The 22,870-nt window shown below is 61.6% G+C and carries 23 protein-coding genes; 9 read left to right on the forward strand and 14 right to left on the reverse strand.

Annotated features, from left to right (window positions below; all coding sequences use genetic code 11):
• Window positions 1-120: 120 nt before the first annotated feature.
• Together GFU70_RS09910 and GFU70_RS09915 are read right to left on the reverse strand one after the other, a co-directional pair.
• Window positions 121-912, reverse strand: coding sequence for a DNA-binding domain-containing protein (locus GFU70_RS09910; RefSeq protein WP_058545519.1), 792 nt, complete (start codon window positions 910-912; stop codon window positions 121-123).
• Entirely contained in the window at window positions 902-1,726 is an 825-nt protein-coding gene (locus GFU70_RS09915) for a DUF692 domain-containing protein (RefSeq protein WP_058545520.1), read from the reverse strand. The genes GFU70_RS09910 and GFU70_RS09915 overlap by 11 nt, the downstream gene beginning before the upstream one ends.
• Window positions 1,727-1,862: 136 nt before the next feature.
• Here GFU70_RS09915 and GFU70_RS09920 point away from each other — a divergent pair, with 136 nt between their 5' ends.
• Window positions 1,863-2,579 (forward strand): alpha/beta hydrolase, encoded by a 717-nt coding sequence (locus GFU70_RS09920; protein ID WP_153387943.1) that lies wholly within the window; start codon window positions 1,863-1,865, stop codon window positions 2,577-2,579.
• Between the two features lie 334 nt (window positions 2,580-2,913).
• On the opposite strand, the gene GFU70_RS09925 is transcribed toward GFU70_RS09920, so the two are convergent.
• The 4 genes from GFU70_RS09925 to GFU70_RS09940 all read right to left on the reverse strand — a co-directional run bounded on the left by GFU70_RS09925 (window position 2,914) and on the right by GFU70_RS09940 (window position 6,086).
• Window positions 2,914-3,501 carry a hypothetical protein gene (locus GFU70_RS09925; protein WP_058545522.1) on the reverse strand — a complete coding sequence of 196 codons (588 nt, stop codon included), beginning with the start codon at window positions 3,499-3,501 and terminating at the stop codon, window positions 2,914-2,916.
• 137 nt (window positions 3,502-3,638) lie between these two features.
• On the reverse strand, window positions 3,639-3,920 hold the full coding sequence (locus GFU70_RS09930) for a hypothetical protein (RefSeq protein WP_058545523.1): 282 nt from the start codon (window positions 3,918-3,920) through the stop codon (window positions 3,639-3,641).
• A gap of 143 nt (window positions 3,921-4,063) precedes the next feature.
• Window positions 4,064-5,089: a purine-nucleoside phosphorylase gene (locus tag GFU70_RS09935; protein ID WP_116642777.1), complete on the reverse strand. Its 1,026-nt coding sequence runs from the start codon at window positions 5,087-5,089 to the stop codon at window positions 4,064-4,066.
• Between the two features lie 46 nt (window positions 5,090-5,135).
• The gene (locus GFU70_RS09940) at window positions 5,136-6,086 is read right to left on the reverse strand and encodes a nucleoside-specific channel-forming protein Tsx (RefSeq protein WP_058545525.1); all 951 of its coding nucleotides are present in this window, start codon (window positions 6,084-6,086) and stop codon (window positions 5,136-5,138) included.
• Window positions 6,087-6,385: 299 nt separating this feature from the next.
• Here GFU70_RS09940 and selD point away from each other — a divergent pair, with 299 nt between their 5' ends.
• Together selD and mnmH are read left to right on the forward strand one after the other, a co-directional pair.
• Window positions 6,386-7,420 carry a selenide, water dikinase SelD gene (gene selD, locus GFU70_RS09945; RefSeq protein WP_064106776.1) on the forward strand — a complete coding sequence of 345 codons (1,035 nt, stop codon included), beginning with the start codon at window positions 6,386-6,388 and terminating at the stop codon, window positions 7,418-7,420.
• Window positions 7,420-8,523: a tRNA 2-selenouridine(34) synthase MnmH gene (gene mnmH, locus GFU70_RS09950; protein WP_058543761.1), complete on the forward strand. Its 1,104-nt coding sequence runs from the start codon at window positions 7,420-7,422 to the stop codon at window positions 8,521-8,523. Before selD ends, mnmH begins: the two co-directional genes overlap by 1 nt.
• A gap of 46 nt (window positions 8,524-8,569) precedes the next feature.
• Here mnmH and GFU70_RS09955 read toward each other — a convergent pair whose 3' ends face one another.
• Window positions 8,570-9,244, reverse strand: a complete 675-nt coding sequence (locus GFU70_RS09955; protein WP_116642774.1) for a histidine phosphatase family protein — start codon at window positions 9,242-9,244, stop codon at window positions 8,570-8,572.
• 317 nt (window positions 9,245-9,561) lie between these two features.
• On the opposite strand from GFU70_RS09955, the gene GFU70_RS09960 reads away from it, so the two are divergent.
• From GFU70_RS09960 to GFU70_RS09975, 4 genes are all read left to right on the forward strand, one after another.
• Complete coding sequence (locus GFU70_RS09960) at window positions 9,562-10,260, forward strand: glutathione binding-like protein (protein WP_058543763.1); 699 nt, start codon at window positions 9,562-9,564, stop codon at window positions 10,258-10,260.
• The gene (locus tag GFU70_RS09965) at window positions 10,257-11,114 is read left to right on the forward strand and encodes a PhzF family phenazine biosynthesis protein (RefSeq protein ID WP_058543764.1); all 858 of its coding nucleotides are present in this window, start codon (window positions 10,257-10,259) and stop codon (window positions 11,112-11,114) included. The genes GFU70_RS09960 and GFU70_RS09965 overlap by 4 nt, the downstream gene beginning before the upstream one ends.
• Before the next feature lie 116 nt (window positions 11,115-11,230).
• Entirely contained in the window at window positions 11,231-12,205 is a 975-nt protein-coding gene (gene hemB / locus GFU70_RS09970; RefSeq protein ID WP_003200059.1) for a porphobilinogen synthase, read from the forward strand.
• A 211-nt stretch (window positions 12,206-12,416) separates the two neighbouring features.
• Window positions 12,417-13,511 (forward strand): DUF1615 domain-containing protein, encoded by a 1,095-nt coding sequence (locus GFU70_RS09975; protein WP_153387944.1) that lies wholly within the window; start codon window positions 12,417-12,419, stop codon window positions 13,509-13,511.
• A 141-nt stretch (window positions 13,512-13,652) separates the two neighbouring features.
• Here GFU70_RS09975 and GFU70_RS09980 read toward each other — a convergent pair whose 3' ends face one another.
• Window positions 13,653-14,087: a phage infection protein gene (locus GFU70_RS09980; protein WP_193034287.1), complete on the reverse strand. Its 435-nt coding sequence runs from the start codon at window positions 14,085-14,087 to the stop codon at window positions 13,653-13,655.
• A gap of 192 nt (window positions 14,088-14,279) precedes the next feature.
• Here GFU70_RS09980 and GFU70_RS09985 point away from each other — a divergent pair, with 192 nt between their 5' ends.
• Complete coding sequence (locus tag GFU70_RS09985; RefSeq protein WP_058543766.1) at window positions 14,280-14,909, forward strand: glutathione S-transferase family protein; 630 nt, start codon at window positions 14,280-14,282, stop codon at window positions 14,907-14,909.
• Between the two features lie 153 nt (window positions 14,910-15,062).
• Here GFU70_RS09985 and GFU70_RS09990 read toward each other — a convergent pair whose 3' ends face one another.
• From GFU70_RS09990 to GFU70_RS10010, 5 genes are all read right to left on the reverse strand, one after another.
• Entirely contained in the window at window positions 15,063-15,599 is a 537-nt protein-coding gene (locus tag GFU70_RS09990; RefSeq protein ID WP_058543767.1) for a membrane integrity-associated transporter subunit PqiC, read from the reverse strand.
• A gap of 17 nt (window positions 15,600-15,616) precedes the next feature.
• Complete coding sequence (locus tag GFU70_RS09995; protein ID WP_153387946.1) at window positions 15,617-17,275, reverse strand: intermembrane transport protein PqiB; 1,659 nt, start codon at window positions 17,273-17,275, stop codon at window positions 15,617-15,619.
• Window positions 17,256-17,915 (reverse strand): paraquat-inducible protein A, encoded by a 660-nt coding sequence (locus GFU70_RS10000; RefSeq protein WP_058543769.1) that lies wholly within the window; start codon window positions 17,913-17,915, stop codon window positions 17,256-17,258. The genes GFU70_RS09995 and GFU70_RS10000 overlap by 20 nt, the downstream gene beginning before the upstream one ends.
• Window positions 17,912-18,508, reverse strand: a complete 597-nt coding sequence (locus tag GFU70_RS10005) for a paraquat-inducible protein A (protein WP_058543780.1) — start codon at window positions 18,506-18,508, stop codon at window positions 17,912-17,914. The genes GFU70_RS10000 and GFU70_RS10005 overlap by 4 nt, the downstream gene beginning before the upstream one ends.
• A gap of 62 nt (window positions 18,509-18,570) precedes the next feature.
• Complete coding sequence (locus GFU70_RS10010; protein ID WP_058543770.1) at window positions 18,571-19,011, reverse strand: CBS domain-containing protein; 441 nt, start codon at window positions 19,009-19,011, stop codon at window positions 18,571-18,573.
• Window positions 19,012-19,344: 333 nt separating this feature from the next.
• Here GFU70_RS10010 and GFU70_RS10015 point away from each other — a divergent pair, with 333 nt between their 5' ends.
• Window positions 19,345-21,708 carry a DNA polymerase II gene (locus GFU70_RS10015; protein WP_058543771.1) on the forward strand — a complete coding sequence of 788 codons (2,364 nt, stop codon included), beginning with the start codon at window positions 19,345-19,347 and terminating at the stop codon, window positions 21,706-21,708.
• A gap of 211 nt (window positions 21,709-21,919) precedes the next feature.
• On the opposite strand, the gene GFU70_RS10020 is transcribed toward GFU70_RS10015, so the two are convergent.
• Entirely contained in the window at window positions 21,920-22,741 is an 822-nt protein-coding gene (locus GFU70_RS10020) for an aldo/keto reductase (RefSeq protein ID WP_153387947.1), read from the reverse strand.
• Between the last annotated feature and the right edge of the window lie 129 nt (window positions 22,742-22,870).

The following is a 22,870-nucleotide window of genomic DNA, read 5'->3' on the forward strand; positions in this document are numbered from 1 at the left end:
AAGCTTACAAAATGATTCAAGATGTAACAGGATGTCGCCGCCCGTCTGCAATCGGGGTTCGGCCCCAGCAGTACACGACCACGAAGACAAATTTGCCCGATACAGGTGCTTCGGCAGGGCTCAGGGAACGGCAGTCAGCAGGCCATCATTCAACCAGCGGGTGACCAGGGTAGCGCTATCGACAAGTTGGGGCTGACCCAGCGCGCTGTAACGCTCCTGGGCGGCGATTAACGCTTCACCCAGGGTCGTGCCCTGCGCCAAGCGCTCCAGCGCCGCGGCTTCCCAGGGCTCGACCTCGCGTGCTTCGACGCTCCAGCCGTTTCGATAGACGAGGGCGGTGCAGACGTGGCGATTCACTGACGGTAGAGGCTGGCTCTGCTGGCGGTGGGCGGTCCATATCGCGACCACCGGCCATTCGCAGGGCAGCAGCCCACAGCCCGGCGACAAGGTGAATCGTTGGACATCCAGCCCAGCGCTGCTCATTGTGGCCAGTGCCCGAGGATCGAGTGCCGTGGCTTCGCGGGCATGAGAGGCAAGGTGGAGGGTCCATTCCAATGACGCCACCGCCGCAAAATAAGGGTAGGGCGCTACGGGAAGATATTGATCGAGGAAAGTCGGCAGGCGCTCGCCGAACATGCCCAGGTCTGGATGTCGCGATGGATAGCGCCGCCCATAGTCATAGGCGAGCGAGCGAAAAAAATGATCGCCCACCAGCGCCTTGATGACAGGATAGGTCAAGGCCAACGATTGCTCCTGATGCCGCCACAGCCCGCTGCGATAGCGTGCGAAGCGTCGCCGGTCGCCAGCGCTTGCCGTCTCCAACCATCCTTGTGGCAGGACAGAGGGTGATGATGAACAATCCAGCGCCTGGGTAAAGCTGACCTGCAGCGCGGCCAACTCTTCACGTGTCATGCAACACCTCCCGGGCAATCGTCCGAGCGATCTCGACCTGATCGAGCAGCTCGCCCAGCGGCGGCAGGCGTGTGTCCCATTCAACCAGTACCGGTACCGGGCCAAACCGGCGCAACGCATTGCGATACAGTGACCAGACCGGTTCCGCCACCGCGCTGCCATGATCGTCGATCAGCAGGTCCTCTTCCTGGCTATGGCCCGCCAGATGAAATTCGCGAACAGTCGATTTATCCAGAGCCTGCAAGGCGGCGAGTGCGCATTCCCCATGGTTGCACTGATTGACGTGGAGGTTATTGAGGTCGAGTAGCACTGCACTTCCGGTGCGTGCCACCACTTCGGCGAGGAATTGGGCTTCGCCCAGGGTATCGCCATGGTAGCGCAAGCTGGTGGAGATGTTTTCGAGCAACAACTGTTGGCCCAACGTATCCTGGACCTGGTCGACCCGGTCACAGACCAGGTCCAGCGAAGCTTCAACCAGGGGTAGCGGCAGCAGGTCGTTGAGGCACCGTCCTTCAATCGCCCCCCAACTCAAATGCTCGGACACCAGGAACGGATCTACGTCCGCAGCCAGGCGTCGTATGCGTTCGACATGGGCGCTGGAAAAACCATGGACCGAGCCGATGCCCAGTCCGACGCCATGTAGGCTGATGGGATATCTTTGCGCCAGGCGTCGCAGAATATGCAGGTCCTTGCCGCCAGGCCCCAAGTAGTTCTCCGTATGAACCTCAAGCCAGTCAACGGCGGGATGGCCCTCCAGGAACGCTTGATAATGAGGGGCCCTGAGGCCAACACCAATCCGTGGTAATGGACGCACTTTTTATTGACTCGCTTCTCGATGGTCGCCGCTGATCATAGCGCAGTGCCGGATCGAATTGAGCAACCATTGATAACCGCTGTCTACCGCCGGCACCGTGTCTGCCGTGCGGCTATCGAACGATGGAGGAAGATCGATGTTCAAAGCGCTCGCCCTGTTCCTGTTGCTGGTCTCGTCCGGGTTGCAGGCCCAGCCCTCGTTGCACACGGACTTGCCGCTCAACTACCTGGCCCAAGTCGATGGGCAAGCCCGTAACCGCCCGCTGGTGATCTTCTTGCACGGCTCCGGCAGCAACGAACAGGACCTGTTCGAACTCAAGGACGAACTGCCCCGGCATTACAACTACCTCTCGGTGCGAGCGCCGAAGAACATGGAACAGGACCGTTACCAGTGGTTCGCCAAAAAAGGCGACGGTGCCTACGACGGTGACACTTCGGACCTGAAGGCCAGCGGCCAGGTGCTGCTGGACTTCATCGACAAGGCTCGGGCCAAGTATTCGACCGACGCGAGCAAGGTCTACCTGGTAGGGTTCAGTCAGGGTGCGATGATGAGTTACGAAGTGGCCTTGCGACACCCCGAAGCCGTCGGTGGCATCGCCGCGATGGGCGGGCGGGTCCTGTCGGTGTTGCGGGCGGAACTGACCCCCGATGAGCCGCGCCGGACTCTGGCGGTGTTCATCGGCCATGGCACGGCAGACCCGATCATTCCCTACCACGATGGCACCGAGGCCAACAGTTTCCTGAAGACCCTGGCGCTGGAGCCGCAATTCCATGCCTATCCGGGCGTGGGCCACAGCATCAGCGCCCTGGAAGTGCAGGACCTGCGGGCCTGGTTGGAGCGGCTCAATCCCTAGCTAGCGGCTGCATAGGATGCGCCGACGCCATCGCGAGCAAGCTCGGCTTCCACATCTGACGGTGTTTGTCTTCGATTCTTCGGCGAATACAAGCCCCTGTGGGAGCTGAGCTTGCTCGCGATAGCGGTAGGTCAGCTTGCAACAAAGTTAGGTGTGCCGACGCCATCGCGAGCAAGCTTGGCTCCCACATTTTGACGGTGTTTGTCTTCGATTCTTCGGCGAATACAAGCCCCTGTGGGAGCTGAGCTTGCTCGCGATAGCGGTGGGTCAGCGTGCAACAAAGTTGGATGTGCCGACGCCATCGCGAGCAGGCTCGGCTTCCACAGGGTGCTTATCACTTACCGCTGGCGATCTGCTTCACCAACGCTTCATGACCGGCTTTGTCGCTGGCTCGGGAAATGACCTGTACCACGGCCATGCGCGTGCCGGAGGCGCCCAGCAACGTGGTGTCGAGGGTTGGCCCGCCGCCCTGGGTCGCGCGGGTGTCGAGCTGGCGCAGGCCCAGGCCGGTGCCTTTTTGAGTCAGGCTTTTTTCGCTGAGGATCTTGGCGTCTGGCAAGGCTTTGATGCGTTGGGCAGCGAAGTCGGCCATGGTGGTGTCGAGAAACGCGCCATCGTCGTCCTTCACATGCGTGCCGTTGACAATGGTGTTCTCAGCGGCAATCACCACGGTTCTGCTGGTGGCATTGCTGTACATCGTCCCTGTCGCCCCGGCGGTGCCCTGGACGGCCTCACCAGCGGGCAATGGCGTCGCGGTAAAACCCTTGGGCAAGGTAAAGGTGAACTTGCCGCCGAGCATCGACACCTTCTGCGCCGGTGCATCGCCACCAGGTTTGGCCGGGGCCGCTTGGGCGGATACCACGACCAGGCTGGCGATGGCCCCCAGCAACAGGGCGGCGGCTTGTTTACTCAGCAATGACATTGAAACGCTCCACAGATAGGCCTGCCTGAAGGCCGATCATCCCATGGGCGTCGCACCGGACTCCAGCGCCAGTGCAAAAGAGCCCGTCATTTCAGCGAAAGGTGTGCGGTGTCGCAGGGCGGCGGCCGTCGACCCGTTCAGTCGGGTTCCACGTCCAATTGCAGGCTGTCGTCGGCCAGGCGTTCGGTTCGCCGGACAATACCGCTGATGCGCCGTCCTTCGGCGCTGAATACCACGATCTGGGCCTTATCCAGATCCTTCGGCAGCGGTGCTCGCACGTGCAGCGCGAACCAGGGTGGTTCGCCGTCGTCGAGGCGTTTGACGTCGAGCTGGCAGTCGACACTTTTGGTGTCGCGACCAAACAGCGTGTCGAGGCCGTAATCAAGATGAGTGCTGTCGGCAGCAGGGTCGAGGGACATCGGCGGTCTCCTGGATGGGTACGCACGGCTGATGTTCAAGTGATCCCTCCCGAAGTGGAAAATTCCATCAGATGAACTGCAGGGATTGAGTTGTGGGAGCAAGGCTTGCTCCCACAGATCACAAGAGCCTGGGCGGCTGGTGATCAAAGGCCAGGCACGCCGTCTTTCCACGCCGACCAGTTCTTCACAATGTCCTGCACCAGCGGGTTAGCGGTGCGGAACAGGTTTTCCAGCGCCGGGACGAACGCGCCCTGGTCGGCGTATTTGAGCAGGTTGTCGACCTCGTTGCCGCCGGGCTCGGGGCGGTCGAAGTCGGACCCGGCCCGCAGCACGGCCAGCCGGTTGATGTCCACCCGACCTTCGCGGCTGGCCCGCAGCAGGGCCTCGTAGGTGGAGTTGTCTTCCTGTTGGGTGGTGCAGTACACGCCTTTGTTATCGGTGAGCAGGCGGGTCCAGACTTCGGCGCGCTCGCTCAGGCGCGTACCGGAGAACCAGGTGTTGCCGGCCAGGGTGTCGCAGCGGGTCACCACCGGCGGCTGGTTGGCCGGGGCGTACGGATACTTCAAGCGCCAGGCCGCCGATTCCTTGCTTTCCGCCAAGCTCACCTTCTGGCTGAGGGCAAAGGCCTTGGCTTGCAGGGCCGGGTTGAGTTCGAAGACTTCCGTCTTGTAGTCCAGCGGCGGCTTTTCGTTCGGCCCCTTGGTGTTGATGCCCAGGTAACCGGTGGGCCAGTCCTTGGGCACGTCCCGCGAATCCAGCTCCCACTGGGTGCCGAACTCCACCAGGTAATGAGCCCAGGCCGTCGTGCCAAGCGTGCCGTGGTGCGGGTTGATGCCGGCGATCCCGGCCACCAGGAAATAGCTTTTGCGCAGGTCGACGGTGGGGGAGAGGGCCAGGGCCAGTGTCGAGGCCGCGGCGTTGGTCTGGCCCATGCCGGTGATCAGCAGGCAGACCCGCTCGGTATTGCAGCGGATCGTCGGATACTCGGCGGACAGACCCGGCACGCGGATTTCATCCTTGAGTTCGAGGCGTTCGATCCAATGCTGCGCCTCGGGGGCGAACATCGTGATCAGCATCACTTTGGGTTGAAGCGGCGGCGCGGCCCCGGCGGTCGAGCAGAACAGGGCCGTGCAGGCCAGGCCGATAGAAATAGACAGGCGATTGATCATGTATTCGTGACCTCCATGGATTCGAAATGGTGCTTCTACGGTTTGCTCAGAATTGATAGCCAACCCCGGCGTAGTATCCCCAGCCGTCGGAGCGGGCACGGAAGTCGCCGTCGCCGAAGTCAAGCTCACTGCCGTCCTGCCAGTTGCCGCCGTTGTGGAAGTAACGGCCCACCAGCGTAAAGCGCAGGTGCGTGAATGAATACAGCAAGACGTTGGTGGCGACTGTGGCGTTGGCGGTGCGGGCGGGGTTGTCCTTGTGCAGGTCCGAACCGAAATCGAAGTTGGTGAAGCCGATGTAAGTCAGCGAGGCGCCATTGCCGAACTGGCTGATCGGCACGATGTATTTGAGCTGGGCGCGGTAGCCGTCCCAGGAATATTCATTGCTGGCGCCATAGTTTTCCCATTGATAACGGCCATAGAAGTTGGCCGACAGGTTGACCCTTGAGTGAGTGTCGATGTCGGTGCCCAGGCCGCTGTACAAGGTGTTCGCTCGATTGGCGCTGTTGCTGCCGTGATCGTAGATCCAGTCGAACGCCACATACCATTCCTTGAACGGCCCGATGGCCAGGCTGCGACCGGCCAGGTAATCGATGGAGATACGCGGTTCGTGCTCCATGAACACGGGGGAGCCGTGGTCCCACACCCCTTTGTCGTGACTGTTGCCAATGTCGAAGATCTTTGGAATGTCGACGTAGCCATAGAGCTCGAAGGGCCCTTTGCGTCCGAAGTACTCATATTCCAGATAGATATCGTCGACCGGTTGCGGGCCGAAGCTGATGTCCTTGCTGCCGATGAGCGTCAAGTCCTGGTTGTACCAGTCCGACAGGTAGGCACCCTTTTTCGAGGGGGTCGCCTCGGGGCTGAGGGCTTCGCCCTGGGCGGACGCCTCGGTGGTTTGGGCTTGGGCCGTGGTGCTGAGTAGTCCGGTAACGGCGGTCAGTAGCAGGGCGGCTGCCAATACGCCGGGCGTAGCGCGACACTGGGAAGTGCAGTGCATGGAAAGTCCTTGTTCGTGCGGGCCGAAGCCCGGGGTCCGTGGTTGAAAAAAAACCATCGGTCCGCTGGGTAGGACCGATTGCGCAAACGTTTGCACATGTCGTACCAGTTTTTTGTATTGGATTGAAATGCATGGGATTCAGGCTTTTTTTCTGTCTTGTTGGTCAGGCTTGGTGCACCGAAATCGGCAGCGTCGTGTGAAGCGGCACCAACGTGTTGCAGGAGCATGTGCTCGACGCGGCACTGAGTCGGTGGCGTTGCTGATAGAATCGGCCATCTTGACTGACCAGAGGTATGCCCATGAGCGAGCCGATTCGCCTGACCCAGTACAGCCACGGCGCCGGCTGCGGCTGCAAGATTTCGCCCCAGGTGCTGGAAGTGATCCTGGCCGGCAGCGGTGCGCAGAACCTCGATCCCAAGTTGTGGGTCGGCAATGCGTCCCGGGACGATGCGGCGGTGTATGCCATCGACGAGGAGCGCGGGGTGGTCTCGACCACCGACTTTTTCATGCCGATTGTCGATGATCCCTTCGATTTCGGTCGCATCGCCGCCACCAATGCCATCAGCGATATCTACGCCATGGGCGGTGACCCGCTAATGGCCATTGCGATTCTCGGCTGGCCAGTCAACGTATTGGCCCCGGAAATTGCCCGGGAAGTGATTCGCGGCGGTCGTTCCGTGTGCGACGAGGCTGGGATTCCCCTGGCCGGCGGGCATTCGATCGACGCGCCTGAGCCGATTTTCGGCCTGGCGGTCACAGGCCTGGTGCAAAAGCGCCATATGAAACGCAACGACACGGCCACCGCCGGTTGCCGCTTGTACCTGACCAAGCCGCTGGGCATCGGCATCCTCACCACGGCGGAAAAGAAAGGCAAGCTGCGCGCCGCCGATGTCGGCCTGGCCCGTGACTGGATGTGCACCCTCAACAAACCTGGCAGCCGTTTTGGCAAGCTCGACGGCGTGACGGCGATGACCGACGTCACCGGTTTCGGCCTGCTCGGGCACCTGGTGGAAATGGCCGACGGCAGCCGCCTGACCGCGCGCATCCGCTATGACGCGGTGCCGCGCCTGCCGGGCGTCGAGTACTACCTCGACCTGGGCTGTGTGCCGGGCGGTACGCTGCGCAACTACGACAGTTACGCCAGCAAGGTCGGCCGCGTCCAGGAACTGCACAAGCGCGTGCTGTGCGACCCGCAGACCAGCGGCGGCCTGCTGATTGCCGTTACCCCCGAAGGCGAGGGCGAATTCTTGCAGGTTGCCGCTGAACTCGGCCTGGCGCTGGAACCCATCGGCGAATTGGTCGAGCGACAGCGTTACGCGGTCGAGGTGTCTTGATGAGCCATGACATCACCGATTACCGCGACATCTTCCTCAATGACCGGCCGATGATGGACACGCGCGCCCCGGTCGAATTCATCAAGGGTGCCTTCCCCGGCGTGGTCAATTTGCCGTTGATGACCGACAGCGAACGGCAACGCGTCGGTACCTGCTATAAACAGCAGGGACAGCAGGCCGCCATTGTCCTGGGGCATCAACTGGTGTCCGGCGAAATCAAGGCCCAACGCATCCAGGCCTGGGCGGAGTTCGCCAAGACCCATCCCGACGGTGTGCTGTATTGCTTTCGCGGCGGCCTGCGTTCGCAGATCGTCCAGCAGTGGCTCAAGGATGAAGCCGGCATTGACTACCCCAGGGTCGGCGGCGGCTACAAGGCCATGCGCAGCTTCTTGCTGGACACTGTCGAGCAGGCGGTCGCCCAGTGCGACCTGGTGCTGCTGGGCGGCATGACCGGTACTGGCAAGACCGAAGCGCTGGGCCAACTGAGCAATAGCCTGGATCTGGAAGGCTATGCCAACCATCGCGGTTCCAGCTTCGGCAAACGCGCCACCGGCCAGCCTTCCAATATCGACTTTGAAAACCGCCTGGCGGTGGACGTACTGAAAAAACGCGCCAGCGGCATCGAACAGTTCGTGCTTGAAGATGAGAGCCGTGCGGTCGGCAGTTGCGCCTTGCCGCTGCCCTTGTACCAGCGCATGCAGCAGGTTCCGATGGTCTGGCTTGAAGACAGCCTGCAGAACCGGGTCGAGCGGATCCTGCAGGATTACGTCATCGACCTGTGCGCGGAGTTTGTCGCCGTACATGGCGACGAAGGTTTCTCTCTGTTTTCCGAGCGGTTGCTGGCGAGCCTGGACAACATCCACAAGCGCTTGGGCGGCGATCGTCACCGGCGCTTGATGAACATCCTGGAAACGGCCCTGGCCGAGCAGGCCAACAGCGGTGCCGTCGACTTGCATCGCGGGTGGATCGAAGGCTTGTTGCGTGAGTATTACGACCCGATGTACGTGTTCCAGCGGGAAAAGAAGGGGCTGCGGATCGAGTTCTCGGGAGAGCAGGCGGCGGTGCTGGAGTATCTGCGCGAGCGGGCCGCCCGGGGCGGGTGACCACAGGTTTCATATCCCCTGTCAATCCCGGTGGGAGCGGGCTTGATTACGTCGGGCAGGTTTCCTGGCCATGGTCCAGGCCCTGCTTGTAGCTCTGGCTGGTGAGGCTGGCCTTGCCGTTGTGCCAGGTCAGGGTCAGCACGTACAGCGAATCAAAATCGCCTGACGCCCAGTCATCGGTAATAGTCTGCTTCTTGCCCACGGCCTCGCCGGCAACCTTGTTGATCAGCTCCGGCAGGTAGCCATGGGACCAGGCGGTATAGATGGTGGCGTTGTGGTATTTGTCGTGCAGCAGTTCGTCAGCCAGGTCGCTGGTGTCGTTGGCCGAATATTTGATGTTCACCGGCAACCCGAGCTTGATGGCGCTGGGGCTGATGGTCATCAGCGGGCGAATATAGCTGTAGGAATTGTCCAGCTCACCTTCTTCGACATTGCGGGTCGGGTTGGCCGCGAACACGTAGTCGGCCTTGCCGAATTTTTCCGGCAGCAGGGTGGCCAGGTCGATGGCACGGTTGAGGCCCTGGCAGTTGAGCTGGCCCAGGCCACCGGCGGGTTTCTCGGCGTGGCGCAGGAACACCAACGTTTGCACACCGTCGGCTGGCTGGGCGCGGCTGATGCTGGATTCCAGCGACAGCACCAGGCCACAGACCACAAGCAGCGTCGGCAGCAACAGCCACGAACGGTGTTTGAGGCGCTTGGCGAAATTCAGTGGGTTCATCATCGAATAAATAGTCTTCGGCACGCTTGAGTCAGGCTGACAAACCCTGGCACCACGAAGCGGCTGGCTTCGGGGGTTTTCCGTGTCGTTACGCCGTGTCGAATCCTTGGGGGCATTGCTCAGAGTCTCTTCAAGCCCTTTGGTTCGATGCTGGCGGGTTCCGGTGCACTGTAGCGACCTCCGTCAGGAGATGGGATGAACGTTAACGACAGGATGTTGCGAAATTAAGAAGGGATGACGTGAATTGCGTGACGGGCAGTGGTGCCGTCCCGTACATCTTGGATTATCCTCGGGCTTTCCTTCATTTCCGAGCCGACCCCATGCCCGACTTGACCCCATTCCCCATCACCGAGAAATGGCCCGCCCAATACCCGGAGTGGATCCAGCTCTACTCCCTGCCCACCCCCAACGGCGTGAAGGTCTCGATCATGCTCGAAGAGATCGGCCTGCCGTACGAGCCCCACAAAGTGGACTTCGGTAGCAACGATCAACTGTCGCCCGAGTTCCTTTCCTTGAACCCTAACAACAAGATCCCGGCGATTCTCGATCCCCATGGGCCGGGCGACCAGCCGTTGGCGCTGTTCGAGTCGGGGGCGATCCTGATTTATCTGGCGGACAAGAGCGGGCAGCTGCTGGCCCAGGAGTCGGCCGCGCGCTACGAGACGATCCAGTGGCTGATGTTCCAGATGGGCGGGATCGGGCCGATGTTCGGGCAGTTGGGGTTCTTCAACAAGTTCGCCGGCAAGGACTACGAGGACAAGCGGCCGCGCGATCGCTACATCGAGGAAAGCAAGCGCCTGCTCAAGGTGCTCGATGGCCGTCTGCAAGGGCGCGACTGGATCATGGGCGAGCGCTACACCATCGCCGATATCGCCACGTTCCCCTGGGTGCGCAACTTGATCGGCTTCTACGAGGCCGGTGATTTGGTCGGTATCCAGAACTTCCCCAATGTGACGCGGGTACTGGAGCGCTTCCTGGCGCGACCGGCTGTGGTGCGCGGGTTGAAAATTCCGGAATGAGTAGCCCGACAACCCGCCGATTCGATTACAAACAACTGGATGTATTCAGCAACGTGCCACTCAAGGGCAATCCGCTGGCGGTGGTGCTGGGGGCCGATGGGCTCAGTGACTCGCGCATGGCTGCCTTTGCCAACTGGACCAACCTCAGCGAAACCACATTCCTGTTGGCGCCGCAGCACCCGGAAGCCGATTACCGGGTGCGTATTTTCACCACCTCGACCGAGTTGCCGTTTGCCGGACATCCGACCCTGGGCAGTTGTCATGCCTGGCTGGAAGCCGGAGGTGTGCCGAAAGGGCAGGAGATCGTGCAGGAATGTGGCGTCGGCCTGGTCAGGATTCGCCGCAGCGATCATGGCTTGGCATTCCTCGCGCCGCCCTTGCTCAAGTCCGGCCCCCTGGAGGCCGACTTGCTCGAGCGAGTGCGCAAGGGGTTGGGGCTCGCAGCCGAGGCAATTGTCGAGGCACAGTGGGTCGATAACGGTGCCGGCTGGCTGGCCTTGATGCTCAAGGATCGCCAACAGGTCCTGACGCTCGAGCCCGATTACCCTCAGTTGCTGGATCTGGCCGTGGGCGTGATTGCACCTTGGGATCGGGCCGTGGATGGCGATGAGGCCCATTTTGAAGTGCGGGGCTTCATCGCCGGTGATGGCATGCCCGAGGATCCTGCCACCGGCAGCCTGAACGCCGGGCTCGCGCAGTGGATGCTGGGCAAAGGGCTGGCGCCTTCATCCTACGTGGTCAGCCAGGGGGTGACGATGGGCCGCGCCGGACGAATTCATGTCGAACAGGTGGGGGATGCGGTCTGGATTGGTGGCGCGGTGGTGACGTGCATCAATGGCTCGCTGACCTTGTGAGTAGATTATTGCCTGGCTGGTAACACGCTGTTTTCCAGCCGACGTTTGTGCCCTGGCCGGTCAGGGCATAAGCTTTGCTCCTTGTGATCGAGCACCCATTTCTGCCCAGGAGTCCCATGTCCAGCCAGTTCCCCGAAGCACGTCCACGCCGTCTGCGTCGCAATGCAAGCCTGCGCAGCCTGTTCCAGGAAACCGAGTTCACCTTGAACGACCTGGTGCTGCCGATTTTCGTCGAAGAAGAGATCGATGATTTTGTGCCGATCAAGAGCATGCCCGGTGTGGTGCGCATTCCTGAATCGAAGCTGGCCGGCGAGATCGAGCGCTACGCCCGTGCCGGTATCAAATCGGTGATGACCTTTGGTGTGTCCCATCACCTGGACAACGACGGCAGCGATACCTGGAGCGAGCGCGGCCTGGTGTCGCGCATGGCCGGGATCTGCAAGGACGCGGTGCCGGAGATGATTGTGATGTCCGACACCTGCTTCTGTGAGTACACCGATCATGGTCATTGCGGTGTGCTCCACGGCGATGAAGTGGACAACGACCGGACCCTGGTCAACCTGGGCAAGCAAGCCGTGGCGGCGGCCCGCGCCGGTGCCGATGTGATCGCGCCATCGGCGGCCATGGACGGGCAGGTCCAGGCGATTCGCCGGGCCCTGGATGAAGCCGGTTTCAGCCAGACGGCAATCATGGCCTATTCCACCAAGTTTGCTTCGGCGCTCTATGGCCCGTTCCGCGAGGCCGGCGGCAGCGCGTTGAAAGGCGACCGCAAGAGCTACCAGATGAACCCGATGAACCGCCGCGAAGCGCTGCGCGAATCCCTGCTCGACGAACAGGAAGGTGCCGATGCGCTGATGGTCAAGCCGGCCGGTGCCTACCTCGATATCATCCGCGACATTCGCCAGGCCTCGAACCTGCCGCTGTCGGCTTATCAGGTCAGTGGCGAATACGCGATGATCAAGTTCGCCGCCCAGGCTGGCGCCATCGACGAAGCCCGCGTGGTACGCGAAAGCCTTGGCGCAATCAAGCGGGCGGGGGCCGACCTGATCTTCACTTACTTCGCCATGGACCTGGCGCTGAGCGGGATCTGATCTCGCACGGCTCCTGGGGCTGGGTGTGAGATCCATGTTCACCGCCACTCCCTTGTGGGAGCGAGCTTGCTCGCGAAAGCGGTGGGGTCAGCTTGCATCAGTGTTGCCTGTGCCGCCGTCATTGCGAGCAGGCTCGCTCCCACATTGGGCATAGCCTGCATCCACTTTTGATCGTATGGTTGCTCCGCAATAACGAACCCGATGGAGCACCATGCAATTCAACCGATTGATGATCAGCCTTGCTGCGCTGCTGGCCTTGGCTGGTTGCGGCAGCCGTCAGGCGCAGGAGCCTGAGCGTCAGCCCGCTGAGGTCAAGAAGCAGATCGTGCAGTTGTTGCCGGCCAAGACTAAGGATCGAGAAGGCTGGGCGACTGACATCTACGTGGCCTTTGCGGCCCAGCAGATTCCCTCTACGACGCAGAACCTCTGTGCTGTCCTGGCGGTGACCGAACAGGAGTCGACGTTCCAATCTGACCCGCCCGTGCCGGGGCTGGGCAAGATCGCTCGTCAGGAGATCAACCGCCGTGCGGCGAAGGTGCACATTCCGGAGCTGTTGGTCAGCGGCGCGCTCCAGGTGCGTTCGCCCAACGGCAAAAGCTACAGCGATCGACTCAATGCGGCGCGTAGCGAGAAAGAGCTGAGCGGGATTTTCGATGATTTCATCGGCATGGTGCCGCTGGGCAAGACGTTGTTCGGCGATTTCAATCCGGTGCACACCGGTGGACCGATGCAGGTCAGCATCGCGTTTGCCCAGGCCAATGCGCGCAATTATCCCTATGCGGTGGAAGGCTCGATTCGTCGCGAAGTGTTCAGCCGTCGTGGCGGGATGTATTTCGGTATCGCGCATTTGCTGGGCTATCCGGTGAGCTACACCGAGCCGTTGTATCGTTTTGCCGATTTCAATGCCGGGTGGTACGCCAGCCGCAACGCGGCTTTCCAGCATGCGGTGAGTGTGGCGTCGGGCATTTTCCTGGCGCTGGACGGCGATCTGATTGCCCATGATTCCATCATGCCAGGCAGCACCGAACTGGCGGTGCGCACGCTGGGCAAGTCGCTGGGAATGCGCAACCCGACCATTCGCGATCAACTGGAGCAGGGTGACAGCCTGGCGTTCGAGGACAGCAAACTCTACAAGAGCGTGTTCAAGCTGGCTGAGCGAACCGAGGGCAAGGCGTTGCCACGGGCGGTATTGCCGGGGATCGTGCTCAAGAGCCCGAAGATCACGCGCAAGCTGACCACGGCGTGGTTTGCCAAGCGGGTGGATGAGCGTTATCAGCAATGCATGAAGCGGGCGTCGGGGCGTTAGCCAGGCGTTGAGCATAAAAAGCCCGGCGGATGAGGCCGGGCTTTCAGGGTGGCGGGGTGGGTGCGGCCGCTGCGCGCCCGAGCGGGAGCAAGCTCCCTCGCCACGAGGTGTGTTGCCGATCATTTGTTGCGTTCAAACAACTCATGCGTGGTTTTCGATCAGGCGATCGGAGCCACCTTCAGCGACACGACGTTCCAGCAGGCGATCGGCACCGCCTTCAGCGACGTGGTTTTCGATCAGGCGATCGGAGCCACCTTCAGCGACACGACGTTCCAGCAGGCGATCGGCACCGCCTTCAGCGACGCGGTTTTCGATCAGGCGATCGGAGCCACCTTCAGCCACACGACGTTCCAGCAGGCGATCGGCACCGCCTTCAGCGACGCGGTTTTCGATCAGGCGGTCGGAGCCACCTTCAGCGACACGACGTTCCAGCAGGCGATCGGCACCGCCTTCAGCGACGCGGTTTTCGATCAGGCGATCAGAACCGCCCTCGGCGACGACGGGTTGGGCAGAGGCGGCAAATACGTTGGCGGCCAGTACAGAGAAAGCGAGGCTGAGGATGACTTGGCGTTTCATGATGGTGTGCTCCGGGGGTGCAGTGGTTTGTGTGGGGCCATTGTTGTCCCGGGCGATCATCAAGAGAACTTCATTGACATGATGGTGAACATCGACGGCAGTGATAGCTCGTTGGCCCGCTACCGGTCAGCTTGATGGAACACTGATCAGGTCGCGGGCTCTACCAGCTAACGCTTATGCAGGAGGTGCGTCATGTATCAGTTATTCGGTTGCAGGCAATCCGGTTCTTCGGCGGTGGAGGTTGCCCTGCGTCTCTGTGAGGTGGCTTTTCGGCGAGTCGATGCCTATTCGACGCAAGACAACGATGCGGCGAAAGCGCTCGAGGCACTCAATCCCCTGAAGCAGGTGCCGACCCTGCAGTTGCCGGATGGTTCGGTGCTGACCGAAGCGGCGGCGATCCTGATTCACCTCGGGTTGACCTTCCCAGCATCGAAGCTGCTCCCACAAGACCCGGCCGCGCGTGCGCAAGCCATACGGGGCCTGGTCTACATCGCGGCCAATTGCTACACGCTCATCGGCATTATCGATTTTCCGGAACGCTGGCTGGACGAGGCGGACGAAGCGACTCGGCATCGATTGATATCCGGTACGCAGCAACGGCTGTATCGCAATTGGGCGCTGTTTGCCGACCAGTTCCCGGCCCGACCTTTTCTCGGCGGTGACGAACCGGGGGCGCTGGATATCCTGGCGGCCGTGATCACGAAGTGGAGAAACACGCGGGAGGCGATGCTGGGCGCCCGTCCAGCGTTCTACGAGTTGCTGGAGCGCATCGACCACCATCCGCGCATTGCGCCGGTGCTGTCGCTGCATTGGCCATTGTAGGAGCTGCGTAGGAGCTGCCGAGCGAAGCGAGGCTGCGATCTTTGCGCTGACGCTTGAATCTCAAGCAAAAGAGCAAAAGATTAAAAGATTAAAAGATCAAAAGATCAAAAGATCGTCCGAACGCGGCCCGAGCCTTCGGCAGCTCCTACAGGGTCAAGGACACGCCTTGCGTGCAGCCGCTTGCTCGACAAGGTCGACAAATTGCCGGACGTTCTCCTGATGCGCCGTCACCAGTTCGTCGATACTGGCGCCTGCCGGGGTTTGCAGGCTGCTACGGCACGTAAGAGGGCGGGTGTCGTTGCCCAGGTTGCGCAGCCGCCATTGCACATCCATGCGGGCATAGCGACCGGGGATCGAGTCAAAGCGTTGCACGTCTACCCGCAGCAATGATTTAGGCGCGCCAGGGTTGCTCAGCTGTTCGTCCAGGCTGCTGTGCAGTTCATCGGCCAGGCTGGCACCCCACCATTCGGTTTCCAGGATCGCCAACCCGCTGTTGCCCTGGCGAATGACCATCTGGGTGCGATCCACTTGGGGTGGGACGCTGACCAGTTCAATCTGGATGTCCACGTTGGACCGCGATTGGCCTGCAGGTTGAGCCGGGCTCAGGGTGTGGTAGTGGATCGGATCGCTGCGGCAGGCGCCGAGCAGCAACGCCACGACAACCAGGGTAAGTTTCAACGTCAGTGGCATGGGGCGTGCTCCTGTGATCATTCTTTCACCGGCAATGTGAGGTTGTGCGCCGGTGCGTCCTTGGGACGGCCGCGAAGCAGCGATTCGGGATGGCGGCTCAGGTAGTCCGACAGCTCGCGCAGCGAGCGCGACATGCGCCCCAGGTCGTCCAGGGTCTGGGTCAGTTGTTCGCGCTGCGGTGAATCTTCGGCCAGGGTCGAGTTGGCCGATTGCAGGGTCTTGCTGACGTCTTGCAAGGTGCTTTGCACACCCGGCAGGGTCTTGCTGTTGAACAGGGCCAGGCCTTTGCGCAGCTCCACCAGGTTGCCATTCAGGTTGCCGGCAATATTCTCCAGTGGCAGTTTATTGATTCGCTCGACCATTGCCTGCAATTGTTCCTGCAGCTGTTGGAGGCTGCCCGGAATGGTCGGGATACGCACGGGGCGGTCGCTTGGGTCGAAGGCGACTTTTTCCGCCTTGGGGTAGAAGTCCAGCGAGATGTACAACTGTCCGGTCAGCAGATTGCCGCTGCGGGCCTGGGCGCGCAGGCCGCGTTCGACGAAGCTGCCGATCAGGCGGGCGCCAGCGGCTTCGTCCTCTGGGTTGTGATTGAGCGACTTGAGCATTTTTTCATGGGCCTTGCCCAGGCGCTGCGGGTACATCACTATGCCGACGTCGACCGGGAAGCTGCGCTGTTTCTCATCGAAATCCAGATTGATGGCCACCACCCGGCCGATTTCCACTCCGAGGAACTCTACCGGCGCGCCGACTCGCAACCCGCGCAGTGCCTGATCGAACCGCAGGGCCAGGTATTGCGCCTTGCCGTCGGGAGGGGCGAGGGCGCTCTGCTGGTCGGCAAACAGTTCGAAGGTCTTGTCTTCGCTGGCCGTGGTGTCGTCTGGACTGTATTCCGGCGCCTGGAACGCGATGCCGCCCAGCAGCAAGGCCGAGAGCGACTCGGTCTTGACCGCGAAACCATTGGCACCGACGTTCACGTCCACACCGCTGACGTTCCAGAACCGGGTGTTTTCGGTGACGTACGCATCATTGGGTGCGTTGACGAACACATCGATGTTCACGCCTTTGCCCTCGGCGTCCAAGGCGTAGGACACGACCTGGCCCACCGGGATCTTGCGTAGGTACACCGGAGAGCCGATGTCCAGCGAGCCAAGGTCCCGGGAATGCAGGGTGAAGCGCTTGCCTGGTTCGCCGTAAGTAATCGGCGGCGGGTTCTCCAGACCCGTGAAGGACTTGACACGCGCTTTCGACTGACCGGCGTCGGCCCCGATGAAGTCTCCGGAAAACAAGGTGTCGATCCCCGAGATCCCGCCGGCCCCGATGCGCGGCCTTACCACCCAGTACACCGAGTCTTCGTGAGTAAAATTTTCGGCTGTCTTGGCGAGCTTGACCGTGGCGGTGACGTGCTTCTGGTTTTCGCTCAGTTGCACGTCGGTGACCTGACCGATGACCACGTTGCGATATTTCACCTGGGTCTTGTTGGCGGTCAGGCCCTGGCCGGTCTTGAAGGTAATGGTGATGGTCGGGCCTTCCTGCAGCCAGTTGTGGACCACCAGGGAAATGCCCACCAGCACCGCGATGATCGGCACGATCCACACCAGTGACACCGTCCAGCGGCGGGTGGTGACATGGGCGCGGCCGGGTGCGGGTTGCTGCACGTCAGTGGCTTGCGACTTCATCCATGACCTCCTCGAAGGGTTGAGTGTCCCAGATCAGCCGGGGGTCGAAACTCATGGCCGACAGCATGGTGAAGAGCACCACAAGGCCGAAAAACAGGATGCCTGGCCGCGGTTCGATGTCGCTCAGTGCCTGGAACTTGACCAATGCCGCCACCAGGGCCACCACCAGCACATCGAGCATCGACCAGTAGCCGATGACTTCCACCAGCCGGTACAGCTTCGCCCGCTGGACCTGGGCCCAGGTGCTGCGCCGCTGTGCAGTCACCAGCAGCAGGGTCAGTACCACGAACTTGATGCCGGGCACCGCGATGCTGGCGATGAAGATAATCAGGGCGATGTCCCAGGCACCGCTTTGCCAGAATTCGATGACGCCGCTGATGATGGTGCTGTCGGCGCCTTCGCCGAGCATCTGGGTATTCATGACCGGAATCAGATTGGCCGGAATGTAGAACACCAGCGCGGCGAGCATGTAGGCCCAGGTGCGGGCGATGGCGTCGGGTTTGCGTCGATGCAGGGCGGCGTCGCAGCGGGGGCAGGCCTGGGGCTCATCGGTCATGTCGCAGGCCAGGCCGCAGTTGTGGCACAGGCAGAGGTTCAGGTCGCGGGCGTCCGGCACAGTATCCAGCGGCTTGCCGTTCATAGGCTGTTCCACAGGTCGCGGACATCGCGCCCGGCAATGCGGATCATCAGCAGGCTCAAGGCCGCCAGGGCGAACAGGCCGATGCCCGGGAGCACGTCCAGCAGGCCGGCGAGCTTGATCACCGCCACCAGCGCGCCCAGCAGGCACACCTCCAGCATGCTCCAGGGACGCAGGGTTTCCAGGCTGCGCATGCACAGGCTGAACCCTGGCGCCCGCCGCTGGAGATAGGCATGGCCCAGCACCCAGAGCAGCAGCGCCAGTTGGAAGGCCGGCGCAATGATGATCGTCACCGCTGTCACCAGGGCGATGAAGGTGATGGGGCCCTGGCTCAGCGCCACGATGGAGTCCCATAACGTCGCGCTGTTGCTCAGCCCCTGGAGGCGAATGGTCATCACCGGGTAGATGTTGGCGAAAATCCACAACACCGCGGCCGTTACGCTCAAGGCCAGGCGCTGCTCGATGGTCAGGCCGCTGTAGCGCTGGATCACCGCCTGGCAACGCACGCACGTGGCTCTCTGGTGCGGGGCGAGCTCAACCGGCTCGTACACTGCATCGCAATGTTCACAAATGATCAGTCGGTCGGTGTTGGCCATCAGGATGCTCGCAGGAACAACCCTTTCAATATAGTGGAGAATGAGCAACCCGCCCGAGCGGATCATTCCCCGCGGATGTATTGCTCCAGTTGTCTGATCAGATCGGCCTGTTCGGCGATGGCTTCCTTGACCAGGTCGCCGATGGACAGCAGGCCGACCAGTTTGCCGTCCTCTACCACGGGCAAATGTCGCAGGTGTTTTTCGGTCATGATGCTCAGGCAGGTCTCGACGTTCTGGTGCGGGTCGATGGTGATCACGGGGGAGACCATGATGTCACTGACCTTCGTGCCCACCGATGAGCGACCGCGCAAGACCATTTTGCGGGCATAGTCGCGCTCGCTGATGATCCCCAGTACTTCGTCGTTCTTCACCACCAGCAAGGCACCGACGTTCTTCTCGGCCATGCGCAGCAGGGCCTGCAATACCATGTCGTCCGGTGAGATGGTGTGCACTTGCTGGTTCTTCTCATCTTTTAGCCGGAGCAACTGCGCGACGGTTTTCATGGGGAGCCTCGGGTGTTGTTTTTGCTGGTTGTTAAAGCATCGTAGACCCAACGGCGCAGAGCAAGCGGTAAAGCGGCGGCCAGTCGTCCAAAAGCGTCATGGCCGGTGAATTTCCCGCCGATGTGATGTCATCCAGCATGTGGCCAGTGGGGGCCCTCTGTGGGAGCAAGCCTGTGGGAGCAAAGCTTGCTCGCGATGAACGATGACACGGTCTAGCAGTTGAACCGCATCGCGGGCAAGCCTTGCTCCCACAAAAGCCTTGCTCCCACAAAGGAATAAATCCCCTCGCCACAGGGTAGAATCGTCGCTTGCGTAGAATTCGAGGTTGCAGCGGTGGATTTACAGCAGGGCTTCGTCCTGACCCGGCATTGGCGCGACACCCCGGCCGGCACCGAAGTCGAGTTCTGGCTGGCGACCGACGCCGGTCCCCGGCGCGTGCGCCTGCCGGTGCAGACGTCGGTGGCCTTTGTGCCGCAGATCCAGCGCGGCCAGCTCGAGGCCTTGCTGCAAGGGGAGAAGGAGGTAGAACTACGCCCCCTGGAGCTGCTGGATTTCGAGCATCGTCCGGTGCTGGGGCTGTATTGCCAGCAACATGCCCAGTTGATGCGCCTGGACACCACCTTGCGCCGCGCCGGTGTGGAGGTGTTCGAAGCGGACATTCGCCCGCCGGAGCGCTACCTGATGGAGCGCTTCATCACCGCCCCGGTCTGGTTTGGCGGTACGCCGGCCGCCGATGGCCTGCTGGTCGACGTCCAGATGAAACCGGCGCCCGGATACCGTCCACCGTTGCGCCTGGTGTCCCTGGACATCGAAACCACCGCCCAGGGCGATTTGTATTCCATTGCCCTGGAAGGCTGCGGCGAGCGCCAGGTGTACATGCTCGGCCCCCCCAATGGCGACGATACCGGCGTGGATTTCCAGCTGGAATATTGCGAATCGCGCACGTTGCTGCTGAAGAAACTCAACGAATGGTTTGCCCGTTTCGACCCTGACGCGATCATTGGCTGGAACCTGGTGCAGTTCGACCTGCGGGTGCTGCATGAACACGCCCGGCGCCTGGCCGTGCCGTTGCGCCTGGGACGCGGTGGCGAAGAGATGCAATGGCGCGAGCACGGCGCGCGCAACAACCACTTTTTCGCCTCGGCCGCTGGCCGGCTGATCATCGACGGCATCGAGTCCCTGCGTTCGGCCACTTGGAGTTTTCCGTCGTTCAGCCTGGAAAACGTCGCCCAGACGCTGTTGGGGGAGGGCAAGTCCATCGATAACCCCTACCAGCGCATGGACGAGATCAATCGCATGTTCGCCGAGGACAAGCCGGCCCTGGCCCGCTACAACCTCAAGGACTGTGAACTGGTGACGCGGATCTTCGCCAAGACCGAACTGCTCACGTTCCTCTTGGAACGGGCCAGCGTCACCGGCCTGCCGGCGGATCGCAGCGGCGGTTCGGTGGCGGCCTTCACGCACCTGTACATGCCGCTGATGCATCGCCAAGGGTTTGTTGCACCCAACCTGGGCCAGCGCCCGCCCGAGGCCAGCCCGGGTGGGTTTGTCATGGACTCCCAGCCGGGGCTCTACGAGTCGGTGCTGGTGCTGGACTACAAGAGCCTGTACCCATCGATCATCCGCACCTTCCTGATCGACCCGGTGGGCTTGATCGAAGGGTTGCGCCACCCGGATGACCAGGCATCGGTGCCAGGCTTTCGCGGGGCGCGCTTCTCCCGTACCCGCCATTGCCTGCCGGCCATCGTGGCGCGGGTCGCTGAAGGCCGGGAGACCGCCAAGCGCGAACACAATGCGCCGCTGTCCCAGGCGTTGAAAATCATCATGAACGCCTTTTATGGCGTGCTCGGTTCCAGCGGCTGTCGCTTCTTCGATCCGCGCCTGGCCTCGTCCATCACCCTGCGCGGCCACCAGATCATGCAGCGCACCCGCCAGTTGATCGAAGCCCAGGGACATGTGGTGATCTATGGCGATACCGATTCCACGTTCGTTTGGCTACGCCGTGCCCATGGCCAGGAGGAAGCGGCCAGGATCGGCCAAGACCTGGTGGCCCACGTCAATCAATGGTGGCGTGAGCAGGTGCGTGCCGAGTTCGGACTCGAGAGTGCGCTGGAACTGCAGTTCGAAACGCATTTCAAGCGCTTTCTGATGCCGACCATCCGGGGCGCCGAAGAGGGCAGCAAGAAACGCTACGCCGGATTGGTAACCCGTGCCGACGGCAGCGATGAAATCGTCTACAAAGGCCTGGAAACCGTGCGCACCGACTGGTCGCCGCTGGCCCGGCAGTTCCAGCAGGAGCTGTACGGGCGAATCTTCCATCGCCAGCCCTATCAGGATTATGTGCGCGATTATGTGCAGCAGACCCTGGCCGGTGCGTTCGATGATCGGCTGGTCTATCGCAAGCGCCTGCGTCGGCCGCTGGACGACTACGAACGCAACGTTCCACCTCACGTGCGGGCCGCGCGGCTGGCCGATGAGTTCAACCAGCGCCAGGGTCGTCCGCGGCAATACCAGAATGGCGGCTGGATCAGCTACGTCATCACCGTTGCCGGCCCCGAGCCGCTGGAAACCCGCAGCGCGCCAATCGATTACGACCACTACGTGACCAAACAGCTACAGCCGGTGGCGGATGCGATCCTGCCGTTTGTGGACGATGATTTCTCGACGTTGGTGGGCGGGCAGATGGGGTTGTTTTAGTCACCTCTGCATTGTGGGCTGGGGGATGCTCTTTTGGCTCTGTAGGAGCTGGCGAAGCCTGCGATCTTTTGATCTTGATCTTGATCTTGATCTTGATCTTGATCTTGATCTTGATCTTGATCTTTCGCTTGAGATTCAAGTGTCAGGGGAAAGATCGCAGCCTCGTTGCACTCGACAGCTCCTACACAGCTCCTACACAGCTACACAGCTCCTAGACCATCGCCAGCCGCTGCTTGCCCTGGGGCTGGGGAAATATCAGGTCGAGGGCTGCCAGGTCCTGCGGTTCAAGCTTGAGGTTGGCCGCTTCGGCATTCAAGCGCGCATGTTCAGGCTTTACCGCCTTGGGAATGGCAAGCACATTGTCTTGGCGCAACAGCCAGGCCAGTGCGATCTGCGCCGGTGTTGCGCGATGGCGTTCGGCGATCTGTCCCAGGGTGTGATCCTTGAGCAGGTGCCCGCCCTGGCCGACCGGGCAGTAGGCCATGACGGGCAAGGACTGGCGCTGGCACCAGGGCAGCAGGTCGAATTCGATGCCGCGTTGCTGCAGGTTGTACAGCACCTGGTTGGTCGCGCAGGCCGGCGCGGCCAGTTCTTCAAGGTCCGCCACGTCGAAGTTCGACACGCCCCAACGGCCGATCTTGCCTTCTTCGCGCAGCCGCTCGAAGGCTTCGACGGTTTCGTCCAGCGGGTACTGCCCGCGCCAGTGCAACAAGTAAAGGTCGATGTAATCGGTGTCGAGCCGCCGCAGGCTGCGTTCGCAGGCCAGGGGAATGCCTTTGCGACTGGCGTTGTGAGGGTAGACCTTGCTCACCAGGAAAACCTGGTCGCGCAGGCCGGTGATCGCTTCGCCAACGACGGTTTCGGCACCGCCTTCGGCATACATCTCCGCCGTGTCGATCAGGGTCATGCCCAATTCGATTCCCAGCCGCAGGGCGGCCACTTCTTTCTTGTGATGAGACGGTTCCTCACCCATGCGCCAGGTGCCCTGGCCAATGACCGGTACGGACACCCCCGCCAATTCCAGCGTCCTCATGCCTTTCTCCTGTTGTGCTGATCGATAATCCAATGAACAGCAGGATAGTCATAGGAGCTGGCGAAGGCTCGGGCTGTGTTCGGACGATCTTTTGATCTTTTGATCTTTCGCTTGAAATTCAAGTGTTAG

It is taken from the genome of Pseudomonas brassicacearum (genome assembly GCF_009601685.2).
Lineage (GTDB): Bacteria > Pseudomonadota > Gammaproteobacteria > Pseudomonadales > Pseudomonadaceae > Aquipseudomonas > Aquipseudomonas kilonensis_B.